This window comes from Pseudomonas sp. PGPR40, from assembly GCF_022014505.1.
Taxonomy (GTDB): Bacteria; Pseudomonadota; Gammaproteobacteria; order Pseudomonadales; family Pseudomonadaceae; genus Aquipseudomonas.
Genome location: NZ_JAKLSP010000002.1, coordinates 366,530 through 380,515 on the forward strand (window position 1 = coordinate 366,530; position 13,986 = coordinate 380,515).

Below are 13,986 nucleotides of genomic sequence, written 5' to 3' on the forward strand. Positions count from 1 at the left end.
GACAGCTCCCGGGGTACCGCGATTAGCGTTCGCTGGTGGCGCGCAGGTTATCGGAGGTATAGAAGTCACGTTTCAGGCGCGGGTTCGCGGCGCTTTCGATCAGCCAGCGATGGTCTTTTTTGCCTACACCAACAGACGTCATGTCGTACAAATAGCGGCCATCTACCAAGTTGTACTGGGCTTGTGCTTCAGTGTCGCAGGTGCCGGTCTCATAAACCGGAATGGAGTACCCCTCACGGACCTTCCACACTTGACCTTGCTTGTCGTAATCCACGGCCAAGAGCGCGTTCCAGCTGTCCTCATCGATGTAAAAGAGCCGCTTCGGTGCCTGGTGGCGCATACCTTCTCGAACTGTGGCCTCAACGACCCAGACGCGATGTAGTTCATAGCGCCGTGCTTCAGGTGCGATGTAGTCCCGCTTGGCGACATCTTCGATTTTGGCGTCGGTGTTGTAAGCACCGAACGAGTTATAGGGCACTAGCAATTCCTGCTTGCCCACCAGTTTCCAGTCAAAGCGGTCCATGGGGCCGTAGAACATGTTTGACTCATCGACGGTGTACTGGTTGTCCAAGCCGATTTGCGGTGCGTCGTAGGAGTAGGCCGGCATGCGACGCACCCGACGTTGGCCGGGGAAGTAAATGAAGGTGGTCGCCTGCTCGCCAGCCTTGAGTGTTTGCATTCCTGACTGCCCAGCTAGCGCAGCTGGCTCTAAATAGGTGAAGTAGGTAGCCAACTCGGTACGATCGAAGGACGAGAATAGTGCGCTGCCCTTCTCTCCCCAAGGCGTGTAGAAGAACCAGTCCGTAGAGGTACGCAACCAGTCGTCACTCCCACGCCGAGGCGATATGCCGGAAGCGTTTTTCGACATATCAAAACCGACACCGCGGTAGCGCATTTTCATGTTCCACATCACCTCGGCTCCGGTGGTAGGCAATGGGAACGGAATGCCGGGTACATGAGCGTCCTTGAGGACAACTCCATCGGCATCCAGAGAGGCGAAACCGACGTTCTTACGGGTGTTATCGGCAACGAAGTCAGGCGCACCGCAGCTACGACGGGTTGGATACACATCCATGCGATAGCCCGGGACTTTCTTGAACAGTTCCACCTGACCGGGTGAAAGCTTTTTCGCATACTGCGAGACATTACCGGAGTCGATGCTGAAGAGCGGCTTGTCGTTCTTGAATTTCCAGGATTGGCCACGCACCTGGCCATAACTCCAACTACCGCCCTGCGGGCCGGGAGGTGTCCAGGCCGGAATCACACCATCGGCACTTGCCGCAACCTCCCCTCCCAGCGGCGTTAGATTCGTACCGAGCAGCGCAGGATCCTTCTGCGCAGCTTGAACCGTGCCAATAGCAGCCAATGCTGCCAATGCCACCATCAGATGCCTGACTCCACTTCTGGTGGAGATGCCGGCGCATGGACGCGCAATAACTTCATTCATTGGAAGATCCTCATGGGGCTGTAACCGGCGGCGCGACCTTCCTGGAGGGAAAACTCGGGCTGTGCCACACTAATCAAGCGACTTGATCACTTGACCAAGTCAATTGACCACAAAGCAAGTCACATGCCAGATCATGGGAATAGAATTAATTAGCTTATTTATCAATATGTTAGAAGTTAAATCAATCTGCCAGGCAACAGCTACTCACTCAGGTACGCACCAGCCTGTGTCAGTAGGCCGCACCAATCTGGGAATTTACGAAACAGTCGTTACGTATTATCACCACATTTGGAATGCGCTGTTCATGTACGCCATTGGCAAAAAAAAAACCATGAGCCGACCCACATCGGCTCATGACTCGCAGACCAGTCATGCTGTAGCATCCGCCGGCGTTGACGCCGAAGCCCAGGCAGGCGCTACAGCAGTAACAATGGAGATTGCTTGACTATGGCCAGAGTGGGCGCTGAATTACGTAGACAGGACTTCGTGGAAGCCACTGTCAAAGTCATTGCTGAACATGGGGTTGCTAATGCAACGACTCGACGTATCGCCGCTGCCGCAGGCTGCCCTCTCGCGTCGCTGCACTACGTGTTTCATACAAAAGACGACCTCCTCTATGCGGTCTATGAGTCTCTTTTCAACTTGCCACACCAGGCCCTGACGAACGTGCCTACGGGGACTACCGCAGCCGAAACGACAGCGGAAATGCTTCGTCAATTAGTCACGTGGTTCTCCACCAACCCCGACATAGCCAAGGCACAAACCGAGCTTTTCTTCTGGGCCATGCGCAACAACCCCGAGATGGCGACCAGGATCTACGCGGTAGCAATAGAAGCAACGGAACAGGCCATGGAAAAAGCTATCGGTGCGCAATTCGACAAGACCTTTTTGAAGGCCACAAGTCGACTGCTGGTTCATCTTGTGGATGGTCTGATCATCGCCTGGTCCGCTCATGGAGACTTGGCACGGCTGGAGGCAGAAACTGAAACGGCCTGCGAAGCTGTAGCGCTATTAGTGGCCAGCCGCTGAACATTTCGATCCGTATCTACCCGACGCTCATCAACCTGTACCCCGGTGGGTGATCGCCGGGGCCTGAGTGATTTGTTGAGCTGTGGCGGATTTAGCTGTTGGAAGTGCCGGTGATGGCAAGTCAGTGCTCCACCAGATCATGGTTGCAGCTGGCGACTCTGATTGAGCACAAGCCTTGTCATCGAACTTGCTTACAAGCTACTGACCAATTGACCTCCATCCACAGCCAGAACGCTACCGGTCATGAACGCACCGGCATCACTGGCGAGTAGTAGAAACGGCCCTTCCAGCTCGTGGAGTTCGCCTAATCGGCGCATGGGAATCAGCTCACGTACGTAGTTGATGCCCTTGTCACTTTCGAAAAAAGCTTCATTCATTTCCGTCTTGAAGTAGCCCGGGGCTATGGCGTTGACGCGAATCTTGTAGCGCGCGAGCTCCAGCGCCAGCGACTTGGTCAGTTGCACCACGCCTGCTTTGGCGGCGCAGTAATGGCTATAGCCGGTGCCGACACGTAGACCAAGTATCGAGGCAATATTGACGATGCTGCCGCTACATCCTGCTTTAACCAGCCGCTGCGCTGCGACCTGAGCAACGCGCCAGACACCGTCGAGGTTGGTCGCCAGCATTGCACGCCAATCTTCCTCACCGATTTCCAGTGGGCGTTGGCCATTGCCGATACCGGCATTGTTGAGCACTACGTCGATTACCCCGAAGTGCGCCTCGGCGGTGTCAAAGGCCGCCTCGACGCTGGCCCGGTCGGTGACGTCGAGAGAGACCAACAGCACCTGGCCATTCTCCCACTCGATGTCCTTGGCAACCTGTTCGAGCCGCTCGACGCGCCGCGCAGCGAGCACGACGCGGGCGCCAGCGCGAGCGGCGATCCGCGACAAGTGCGCGCCGATGCCGCTGGAGGCGCCAGTGATCAGCACCGTTCGGCCGGCCAAGGAAAAGCGCTGGGCGAAGTCGCAATCCATCAATACACCTCGACTGCGATGCAGATGACGCACAGGGTCAACTGGCTGGCCCAACGCTGCGACATGACACCATTGACCGCGCCACAAGCGGCCTTGGTAATCAGTGTGCGGGTAGTGGAGTGAATCACGGGTTCTTTCATGGTGGTGCCTTGTATGCATATTGGGTTCCCTCTCCCTCTGAGAGAGGGCCAGGATAAGGGAGATGCGTGGTCGCCCTCATGACTCGCCCTGCTCCCGGAGCGAGAGGGAATTTCAGATGATTTCGATGCGAGTATTGCCACCAGCGACCAGGCGCTCCAGCAACGGTGCCGGCTGGAACCACATCTCACCGTACTCACCGAGAACGTGACGGTAGTACTCAATACCGGCCAGCACCTTGTCCAGTCCCAACTGCTCGGCATAATGCATCGGGCCGCCGAGATGAGCCGGAAATCCGTAGCCGTTGATCCAGACCAGATCGATGTCGCTGGCGCGCAGAGCGATGCCTTCGTCCAGCAACTGGATGCCTTCATTGATCAGCATGAACATGCAACGGTCATGGATTTCCTGATCGTCGATGGAACGTCGGGAGACTTCCAACTCATCGGCAAGGCGCTCTGCAAGCACCACCACCTCGTCGTCCTCCTTACAGTTGCGACCCTCATAAAGGTAGAAGCCCCGCCCGGTTTTCTGGCCGTATCGCCCTAGGGCATAGAGTTCCTCTCCAAGGCGGCAGTAGCTTTCGTCATGGGCAATGGCGGCCCGATTCGAATCGCGTATCAGGAAACTCACATCGATACCGGCAAGGTCCAGCATGCTGAATATGCCCATGTTCAGGTCCAGGCCGGTGAGCACACCGTCTACCTGCGCTGGTGTCGCCCCCTCCAACACCAAGCGATGGGCTTCACGGGAATAAGGCTCGAGCATGCGGTTGCCGATGAACCCAAAGCAAACGCCGGAGAGCACCGGGAGCTTGCCGATATGCTTGGCGATCTTCATGGTGGTTGCCAGTACATCCGGCGCGGTGGCCTTGCCGCGTACTACCTCCAGCAGGCGCATGACATTGGCTGGACTGAAGAAGTGCAGACCGATCACGTCCTGCGGACGGGAGACAGTGGCCGCAATGGCGTCGACATCGAGTGACGAGGTGTTGGTGGCGAGGATGGCACCTGGCTTACACACCTTTTCAAGAGTGCGGAATACCTGCTGCTTGATTTCTATCTGCTCGAACACCGCTTCGATCACCAGGTCGGCATCGGCCAAATCATTGTAGTCAAGGGTGCCGAATAGCAGGTCCATGCGCTGCTCTAATTGTTCGGCGGTCATCTTTCCGCGCTTAACGCTGATCTCGTAGTTTTTGCGGATCTGCATCAGGCCGTTGTCCAGCGCCTCCCCCTTGAGCTCAAGCAGGGCGACAGGGATACCGGCATTGGCGAAGTTCATGGCGATGCCACCGCCCATGGTGCCGGCTCCGATCACCGCAACCTTATCGACCTTGCGCAGCTCGATGTCCGCCCCGATACCTGGAATGCGTCCGGCCTCGCGCTCAGCGAAAAACACATGGCGCAGCGCCTTCGACTGGCGGGAAGCTTCGGCCTGCTTGAACAACGCCAGTTCTCGGGCAAGGCCCTCCTCCAGCGGCAGCAGGCAGGCCGCTTCCAGCGCAGAGAGCACCAGACGCGGGGCCAAACGGCTTTTCCAGCGCGGTTCATGCTCGGTGCGGTAGCGGGCGAGGAAATCATCCGGTAGGTCCTCGGCCGGGTTCGGCCAAGCCTCTGCCGGGCGCGCCGGGGCGCCGTAGTCGATCAGCTCGTTGGCATAAGCGCGCGCCTCAACCAGCAGTTGCTCAGCAGCGGTAGCGATGCGGTCGAGGATGCCCAGCCTGCGAGCGCGTTCGGCGTCTATCTGTTGACCTGAAAGAATCAGATTCAGCGCCGATTCAGCGCCGATAAGCCTTGGCAGGCGCTGAGTCCCGCCCGCGCCGGGCAATAGTCCCAGGTTTATTTCTGATAAGCCCACTCGGGTGCCCGGCTCACCAATCCGGTACCCACAGGCCAGAGCCAACTCCATACCACCACCGAGGGCCAGCTTGCCAATGGCGGCAACCAGCGGTTTGTGGATCTGGGTCAAGCGAACCAGCGTGCTGGGCAGGTCCGGCTCGGCGAAGGAGGCCTCGGTGCCGAATTCCGTGATATCGGCGCCAGCACTAAACATACCGTGCTCGCCATAGAGGATAATTGCTTCCACCCTATCGTCAGCGGCTGCGCGCTCGCAAGCTTCTATGATAGCGGCGCGCAGAGGCTGGCCGAGTGCATTGACCGGTGGACGGGCAAGGCTTATCAGGGCTAGACCGCCTTCGAGACGATAGAGGATGAGGTCGCTCATTTGGGGGATCCTTATGTTGCTACACGACTGGTTTACGCCGAACACGCGGGAATGCACTCATTGGCCGCGGTTCGTCAAAAATGCCTGAAGACTTCGTCGATGCTGGTGATTGGATAGTTTGGGGGGGCGTTGGGGGCGCGACTCGAAACTACTGATCCAAAGGTGTAGATAGCAGCCGAAACCAGCATCGCGGTTATGGTTACAGTCAGGCAGGTGAGCAGGAATCGGCGCATCGAGAACCTCCGTCATTCAGCCTTGAGCCGAACGCAGTGTTTTTTGTTATTGATGGCTTGGATTCTGGTCTCCGGAAGGGGTGAGCGCTTTGCAGATCGCGCCACAAAATAGGCAAATCATGACGGTCAACATCACCAGGCTTGCCCTTGGGTTCCACCGGTGAACCCATCGTCACAGGCTGCCCATGGTTCCAAACCTTGGTGTAGGATCGTTCGGCAACCTGTTCGTTGGGCTCTTTTGCCCTTCCCTTTCACAACGGCCGTAACTTCAGAGCGGACGACATGGTCACGCAGGCATATCGAAATGAGCTCTTCTGTCCTGGGCATTGCGTTCGCATTGTTAGAGTCTGAAGTCCCAGTTGCCGTATCTCAGAAAGAGACCGCTCCGCATCTGGCCCCCCCTATGATGGTTAAGCACTTTTGGTAGATGATTCCAAAGTTCTGCTCGGTCATGCTCATTAGTTAGATTTGTCACGTCTGCGGACAGTTGACCAATGACAGTATCGGGGGCAGGCATGTCAGAAAACAGTTCAAGAAGATCCCAGGTCCTCGACGCACTGGGGCCCTAGGGTTTTCTGGTGAATATTGCCCGGGCCAGCGTGGTGGTCACTACAGACCTGATCACCGCGCTTGAGCAACGGGGCTGCGCTGGATGTATTCGATAACGAGCCACAGGAGCCGGATGCCATCAAGGCTTTGAGCAATGTGATCCTGACTCCGCATGTCACCGGAAGCCACCCAGGCCACCGTCGAACTGGTGGGCAAAAACATTGCCGCGTTCTTTGTCGGCACAACCTGTGCTGATGCCTGTCGAGCTGCCGGATGACATAAGCAGCGCTGTCGTTTAGGATATTTCAAACAGGTGTATCAAAAACAATGATTGCCCGGTAACACGCTCACCTATAAGGGCCGATCATGGTTGTCGGTGCAGGATGCGCACATTAGATTAGCTAATAGTTGCAGGCCTCCAGAATAAGCAGAAGGGATAAGCATGGCGCTTACTGATCAGTCCACCCGTATCCGCTCCGGCGAAGAACTCGATGCCAGCCTGATCGATCCATACCTCAAGCAACACATTCCGGGCCTCAATGGCTCTCCTGTGATCAGCCAGTTCCCGGGTGGCGCCTCCAACCTCACCTATTTGCTCGAATACCCGGAACAGGAGTTCGTCCTGCGTCGGCCGCCCTTTGGCCACAGGGCAAAATCCGCGCACGACATGGGTCGCGAATTTCGCATCCTCAATCAACTGCGCGACGGCTTTCCGTATTGTCCGAAAGCCTACGTGCATTGCACCGACGAATCGGTAATCGGCGCCGAGTTCTATGTAATGGAACGGGTCAAGGGGATCATCCTGCGCTCGGAGTTGCCAGCGGAGTTGGGTCTCGATGCGGCGAAAACACAAGCCCTGTGCAAGAGCTTCATCGACAAGTTTGTCGAGTTGCACCAGGTCGACTACAACGCCTATGGCTTGGGCGACCTCGGCAAGCCCGAAGGTTATGTCGCGCGGCAGATCAAAGGCTGGAGCGATCGCTACGAGAAAGCACTGACCCCGGACGCGCCGAAGTGGGAAGAGGTCAAAGCCTGGCTCAACGACAAGATGCCGGCCGATCACCCCAACTCGAGCATTGTCCATAACGACTACCGCTTCGATAACGTGATCCTCGACCCGAACAACCCGATGCAGATCATCGGCGTGCTCGACTGGGAACTGACCACCCTCGGCGACCCGCTGATGGACCTGGGCAACACCCTCGCCTACTGGATCGAAGCCGACGACCCGGCTCCGGTGCAACTGATGCGCCGTCAACCGAGCCACGCCCCAGGCATGCTGACCCGCCGCGAGTTCGTCGATTACTACGCCGAGCGTTCAGGCATCCAGATCGACAACTTCGACTTCTACTACACCTACGGCCTGTTCCGCCTGGCCGGCATCGTGCAACAGATCTACTACCGCTTCTTCCATGGTCAGACCCAGGACAAACGCTTCGCGCAGTTCATTCACATGAACAAACTGCTGGAGCAGATGAGCTTGCAGGTCATCCAGAAATCAAGCCTCTGACCAGGCCTTTGGCCCCAAAAAAAGACTCCATTACAAGGAAATCCCATGTCCAAGACTCAGTTTGTTCGACCTCGACGGCAAGGTCCCTGGACATCCTGGTCCGCCTCCTCATTTCAGGGTCTGATGCGATCAGACAACCGATACCCCATCCCAACCAGAATGGCTCACCCAAAAGCCCAACTGCAGCCCTGCAAAGTAGCTGGGGAAGGATGACTCTTGATAAAAAACCAGCCGAAGCTGGTTCGTTTATTTCGAAAATCTCAAAGGTTTTTATCAACAAAATTGAAAAACCGATGAAGCAGCCATGTCCAAAAAGATGCAGAACTGATTGAGTTTACAGACCCCTAAAGAACCATGTTTTTTGAAAGCCAACAGCAGGAGTTGGCGCATCGAAACCTCCGTGATTCGGCGGGAGCCAAATGCAGTTTCTTTTGTTTTTGAGGGTTTCAATTCTGGGTACTGGCAGATGCAAAAGCTTGGCATCACGCCATTTTTTTTTGCAGATCATGACGCTCAAAAACATTACTGATGAGGGCAACCTTCAGAGCCGACAACTGAGCAAATAATGTCTCAAATGAAGTAATCTCCTCCTGTTCTATGGTTTTCGTTGCGGTATTGAGCTTTTCCTGCACAATTCCGGCATTGAATTCGATCCGAGACTACTGATGTCCCTGACTCCCCAAGACGAAAGACTCATCAAGGCGTTGGCTCTGGCCATCGTTGATCGCCCTCGTGCGACGCTCAAAGAACTGGCTGAAGCTGCTGGCGTGAGCAAGGCCACCCTGCACCGCTTTTGCGGCACCCGTGACAACCTGGTGCAGATGATGGAAAGCCATGGAGAGACGGTGCTGAACCAGATCACCACCACGACCGACCTGTTGCACGGCGAGCCGGTGCAGGCGCTGCGTAGTCTGATCAATGAGCACTTGGCGCATCGTGAAATGCTGGTCTTCCTGCTCTTTCAGTATCGTCCCGACACCTTCGCGGTAAATGGTGAAGGTGATCGTTGGCAGTCTTATGCCGATGCCCTTGATGCTTTCTTTCTGCGCGGCCAACAATTGGGTGCCTTCCGCATCGATGTTACCGCAGCAGTCTTCACGGAACTGTTCCTGACCATGATCTTCGGCATGGTCGATGCGGAGCGCCGTGGGCGCGCGGCCAGTGCCAACTCAGCCAATGTGCTGGAGCAGATGTTCTTGCATGGCGCTGCCGGAGTAGTGCGTCCCCAATAATCCCCCCTCCTCGCTCCTCCAAAAAAAAGCCCCGCTACCTGACGGTCCACGGGGCTAAAAAGCAGGTTGGATGCGCCAACCCATAGGAGCGCTTGCCAGGATTTATCTGACGCTTGCCTGCGCTGACCATCCTCCGCCCAGCGAACGGAACAGATCGACCAAGGCAATCTGCCGCTGAGTGCTGACCTCGATAAAGGCCGTCTCGTTGACGAAGCTGGTGCGCTGGGCATCGAGGTATCGCAGGTGACTGTCGATGCCACCTTCATAACGGGCCTTGGCCAGTTTCAGTGTCTCACTGCTGGTGTTGGCCAGCGCACGTCGGGCCGCCTCTTCCCGGCGCAAGGTGTCGGTGGCGGCCAGTGCATCGGCGACCTCGCGAAACGCCGTCTGAATCGTGCCCTCATACGCCGCCACCGCCGAGTCCTTGCGGGCCTCGGCCAAATTCAGCCCGGCACTGTTGCGGCCGGCATCAAACAACGGCAGCGACAGGTTCGGCACAAAACTCCAGGACCGAGAGCCGCCGTCGAACAAGCCGGACATTTGCGCACTGGAAGTGCCGAAACTGCCCGTCAGACTGATGCGCGGGAAAAACGCCGCACGCGCCGCGCCAATATCGGCATTGCGCGCCTGCAGGCGATGCTCGGCGGCGAGAATGTCCGGTCGGCGTTCAATCAGCGTCGAGGTGGTGTCAGGTGCGATGTCCTGAACCAGCATCGGCTCCTTTTGCAACCGTTCGGGAATCGACTTCGCAGCGTCTTTGGTTCCGAGCAACAGTACCAACGCATTGAAGGCCTGCTGTTTCTGGCGCAGATTGCTTTCCTGTTCTGCGCGGGACTGCTCCACCAGCCCCAGCGCCTCCTGGTAGTCCAGCGCGGTCGCCGTACCGTTCGAGCGACGCTGACTGATCAGGATGAACGAGTATTCCCGGCTGATCAGGGTTTGTTGCGTCAGGTCCAGGCGACGCTGGGCGCCATCGTGAACCAGATAAGCATGGCTGACTTCGGCAATCAGGGCGATCTGCGCCGCGCGGGCGGCTTCTTCGGTGGCCAGGTATTCTTGCAACGCGGAGTCACTGAGGCTCTTCACTCGACCGAACAGATCAAGCTCGTACTCGGGCAGTGACAGGCCGACCTGATAGTTGCTGGCAACTCCCGCCCGCCCGTCGTTGGCCAGATCCGCCGGCAAGCGCTGGCGATTGTCCGCTCCATTGGCATTTAAGCCCGGTACCCGGTCGGCCCGCTGGATGCGGTATTGCGCCCGAGCTTGCTCGATATCCAGAAGCGTCTGACGCAGTGAACGGTTGTTGCCCAGAGCGATCACCACCAGGCGGCGCAGATCGGGATCGACGATAAACGTCTGCCACGCCAGTTGATTGATCGGACTGCCCTGCTTCGTCGACTCACCCGCCCAGTTATCCGCAACCGGTGCAACGGGCCGCTGATAAGTGGGCGCCAACGAGCAACCGCCCAGCAGCATGGCGATCACCAGCGTAGAAAAAGCTGAAATACGCATGAGTCACTCCTGAGTCAAAGCGGGTTGTTCAATGGGCGCCGGTTTACTGCGCAGCATCGACAGCACCCAGACAAAACAGATCGGTACGAACAGCACACCCAGCAACGTCGCGCTGAGCATGCCGCCGATCACACCGGTACCGATTGCACGCTGGCTCGCAGCCCCCGCCCCGGTTGCCAATGCCAGCGGCACGACGCCTAGGATGAAAGCCATGGAGGTCATGACAATCGGCCGGAAGCGCAGGCGTGCGGCCTCGATGGCTGCATCGCGCAGGCTGTAACCCTTCTCCCAGAGCTCTTTGGCGAACTCTACGATGAGGATTGCGTTCTTCGCTGCCAGACCGATGATGGTGATCAGGCCAACCTTGAAGTACACGTCGTTGGGCATGCCGGCGACCATCACCGCGAGTACCGCACCGATGGCACCGATGGGCACGATCAGCATCACGGTCAGGGGAATAGCCCAGCTTTCATAAAGTGCGACCAGCAACAGGAACACCACGAGGATCGCGAGCGCGAACAGTTGTGTCGCCTGACCGCTGGAGACCTTTTCCTGATACGACAGGCCGGTCCATTCGTAGCTGAAACCCACCGGCAATTGCGCGGCGATTCGCTCCATTTCCGCCATGGCTTCACCGGTGCTGTATCCCGGCCCGGCGTCACCGACGATTCGGATCGACGGATAACCGTTGTAGCGCACCACTTGCACAGGACCTTCCTCCCAATGCGTGGTGACGAAGGCACTGAGCGGCACTAGATCGCCCGCGCTGTTGTGTACGTACAGTTTGAGCACGCTTTCCGGAGTCATCCGGTCGCCCTGCTCGGCCTGTACCACTACACGCTGCTGACGGCCGGCGTTGGTGAAGTCATTGATTACCTCCGAGCCGAACGCGGCTGACAATGCACCGCTGATCGACTCGAAACTCACACCCAAGGTGCGGGCCTTGTCACGGTCGATCACCACCCGCAATTGCGGCGACTCCGCCAGGCCTTCCATCATTGCGTAGAGGATTTTCGGGTTGCCGTTGGCCTGACCGAGCAACTGATCACGGGCTGCAATCAATGCTTCGCGGCCCAGACCGGCGCGATCCTGCAGGCGCAGCGCGAAACCACCGGAGTTCCCCAGGCCCTCAATCGGTGGCGGAGGCACTGCCATCACGGCGCCGTCGTTAGTCACGGCAAATTGCTTGTTCAGCGCCGCGACTTCCGCCCTGGCCGATTGATCTTCGCCACGCAGCGACCAGTCCTTGAATACCGGGAAAGCCAGCGCTGCGTTATCGCCCATCCCGGAAAAACTGAAGCCCGACACAAAGAACGTCGACTGGACCGCATCACGGGAGGCGAGGAAACGCTCCAGTTGTTCACCGGTGGCTTCGGTGCGGGTACGGGTCGCGCCCGGCGGCAACTGGACGTCGACGATCATGTAGCCCTGGTCCTCCACGGGCACAAACGACTCCGGCAAGCGCAGATAGAAGTAACCGAGCATCACGATAATGCCCACGTACACCAGCATCATCCGGCCGGCACGCGACACCAGCCCGTTGTTCAGGATCGAGTAACGCTCGGTGAGCCGGGCGAAGCCACGGTTGAAGGCGCCGAAGAAACCGCGTTTCTCATGATGTCCTTGTGGAATCGGCTTGAGCAGCGTGGCACACAGCGCTGGAGTGAACGTCAGCGCCAGGAAGCCCGAGAACAGAATCGACACCGCCAGCGACACCGAGAACTGCTGATAGATCACACCCACCGAGCCGGACATGAACGCCAGCGGCATGAACACCGCCGACAGTACCAGAGTGATGCCGATGATCGCTCCCGATACTTGTCCCATCGCTTTGATTGTAGCGTCGACCGGTGACAACCCCTCCTCGGCCATGAGCCGTTCGACGTTCTCCACCACTACGATGGCGTCGTCCACCAGAATGCCGATCGCAAGCACCATGCCGAACATGGTCATCATATTTACCGAGAAGCCCAGCAGGTACATCAGCAGCAACGTGCCCAGCAGACACACCGGCACGACAATCGACGGGATCAGCGTGTAGCGGATGTTCTGCAGGAACAGGAACATCACGAGGAATACCAGCACCATCGCCTCGATCAAGGTATGGATCACCTTCTCGATAGCGACATCGACGAAACGCGAAGTGTCGTAGGGCACGGAATATTCCACGTCGTCCGGGAAGTAGGCCGACAGTTCGGCCAGGCGTTCCTTGACTGCCGTGGCGGTCTGGATCGCGTTGGCGCCGGGGGACAACTGGATCGCCGCCGCCACCGCCGGTCTGCCATTCAGACGCGAATTGAAGTTGTAACTCTCCTGACCGACTTCCACGCGAGCGACATCCGCCAGTCTGACCGTCGAGCCATCTACGTTGGCGCGCAGAACGATGCGTGCGAATTCTTCCGGATTATCCAGAGTACCTTTCACCGCCAGCGTGGCAGTTAGTTCCTGCTGGCTGCTGGTCGGCGTACTGCCGAAGCTCCCGGCCGGCACCTGCACGTTCTGTCCGCGAATGGCTGTGCTCACGTCGTCGATAGACAGCCTATAACCCACCAGTTTCTGCGGGTCGATCCAGATCCGCATGGCTGCTTCAGAAGAGAAGAATTGCAGCTTGCCGACGCCGGGCACCCGGCGCAGTTCGTTGTTGATGTTGCGCGCGGCATAGTCACCCAGAGCGGTGGTATCGCTGTGCTGGGTGCCCTCCTTGTAGTTGAGTGCATAGATCAGCAGGAAACCGGCACTGGTCTGCTCCACCTCCAACCCTTGGGTGAGCACGGCTGGCGGCATACGTGCTTCGGCCTTTTTCAGGCGATTTTGCACGTCAACCTGGGCGAGCTGCGGATCAGTGCCGGGCTGGAACGTAATGGCAATCTCGGCGATGCCGTTGGAGTTGTTGGTCGACTCGAAATACAGCAGATTTTTGGCACCATTGAGCGACTCCTCGATCACGCTGGTGACCGAGTCCACCAGTACTTTCGCCGAAGCACCGGGATAGGTCGCTGTCACCTTGATTTGCGGCGGCGCAACGTTTGGATACTGCGCCACCGGCAGCATCGGGAGGACCAACAGACCAGCCAGAGAGATGAACAACGCCACCACCCAAGCAAAATTCGGGCGTTTGATGAAAAACTGAGACATC

10 protein-coding genes and 1 pseudogene are annotated in these 13,986 nt (G+C 57.8%); 5 read left to right on the forward strand and 6 right to left on the reverse strand.

The features are described from left to right. Positions 1-22: 22 nt before the first annotated feature. Positions 23-1,447 carry a DUF1329 domain-containing protein gene (locus MEB48_RS03610; protein WP_237881918.1) on the reverse strand — a complete coding sequence of 475 codons (1,425 nt, stop codon included), beginning with the start codon at positions 1,445-1,447 and terminating at the stop codon, positions 23-25. A 133-nt stretch (positions 1,448-1,580) separates the two neighbouring features. On the opposite strand from MEB48_RS03610, the gene MEB48_RS03615 reads away from it, so the two are divergent. Together MEB48_RS03615 and MEB48_RS03620 are read left to right on the forward strand one after the other, a co-directional pair. Then, positions 1,581-1,892 (forward strand): hypothetical protein, encoded by a 312-nt coding sequence (locus MEB48_RS03615; protein WP_237881920.1) that lies wholly within the window; start codon positions 1,581-1,583, stop codon positions 1,890-1,892. Positions 1,893-1,894: 2 nt separating this feature from the next. Further along, a complete protein-coding gene (locus tag MEB48_RS03620; RefSeq protein ID WP_237882026.1) occupies positions 1,895-2,476 on the forward strand; it encodes a TetR/AcrR family transcriptional regulator in 582 nt (193 codons plus the stop codon). Between the two features lie 191 nt (positions 2,477-2,667). On the opposite strand, the gene MEB48_RS03625 is transcribed toward MEB48_RS03620, so the two are convergent. From MEB48_RS03625 to MEB48_RS03635, 3 genes are all read right to left on the reverse strand, one after another. Continuing rightward, positions 2,668-3,450 (reverse strand): SDR family NAD(P)-dependent oxidoreductase, encoded by a 783-nt coding sequence (locus MEB48_RS03625; RefSeq protein ID WP_237881922.1) that lies wholly within the window; start codon positions 3,448-3,450, stop codon positions 2,668-2,670. Continuing rightward, positions 3,450-3,590, reverse strand: coding sequence for a hypothetical protein (locus MEB48_RS03630; RefSeq protein WP_237881924.1), 141 nt, complete (start codon positions 3,588-3,590; stop codon positions 3,450-3,452). Before MEB48_RS03630 ends, MEB48_RS03625 begins: the two co-directional genes overlap by 1 nt. 112 nt (positions 3,591-3,702) lie before the next feature. Continuing rightward, positions 3,703-5,814: a 3-hydroxyacyl-CoA dehydrogenase NAD-binding domain-containing protein gene (locus tag MEB48_RS03635; protein WP_237881926.1), complete on the reverse strand. Its 2,112-nt coding sequence runs from the start codon at positions 5,812-5,814 to the stop codon at positions 3,703-3,705. A gap of 778 nt (positions 5,815-6,592) precedes the next feature. On the opposite strand from MEB48_RS03635, the pseudogene MEB48_RS03640 reads away from it, so the two are divergent. The 3 genes and pseudogenes from MEB48_RS03640 to MEB48_RS03650 form a co-directional block, all read left to right on the forward strand. Beyond that, a pseudogene (locus tag MEB48_RS03640) lies at positions 6,593-6,895 on the forward strand (NAD(P)-dependent oxidoreductase); the annotation flags it as partial. Positions 6,896-7,038: 143 nt separating this feature from the next. Beyond that, the gene (locus tag MEB48_RS03645; RefSeq protein ID WP_237881928.1) at positions 7,039-8,106 is read left to right on the forward strand and encodes a phosphotransferase family protein; all 1,068 of its coding nucleotides are present in this window, start codon (positions 7,039-7,041) and stop codon (positions 8,104-8,106) included. A gap of 665 nt (positions 8,107-8,771) precedes the next feature. Next, complete coding sequence (locus MEB48_RS03650) at positions 8,772-9,338, forward strand: TetR/AcrR family transcriptional regulator (RefSeq protein ID WP_237881930.1); 567 nt, start codon at positions 8,772-8,774, stop codon at positions 9,336-9,338. A 102-nt stretch (positions 9,339-9,440) separates the two neighbouring features. Here MEB48_RS03650 and MEB48_RS03655 read toward each other — a convergent pair whose 3' ends face one another. After that, positions 9,441-10,850 (reverse strand): efflux transporter outer membrane subunit, encoded by a 1,410-nt coding sequence (locus MEB48_RS03655; protein ID WP_237881932.1) that lies wholly within the window; start codon positions 10,848-10,850, stop codon positions 9,441-9,443. 3 nt (positions 10,851-10,853) lie between these two features. Further along, complete coding sequence (locus MEB48_RS03660; RefSeq protein WP_237881934.1) at positions 10,854-13,985, reverse strand: efflux RND transporter permease subunit; 3,132 nt, start codon at positions 13,983-13,985, stop codon at positions 10,854-10,856. Position 13,986 lies beyond the last annotated feature (1 nt).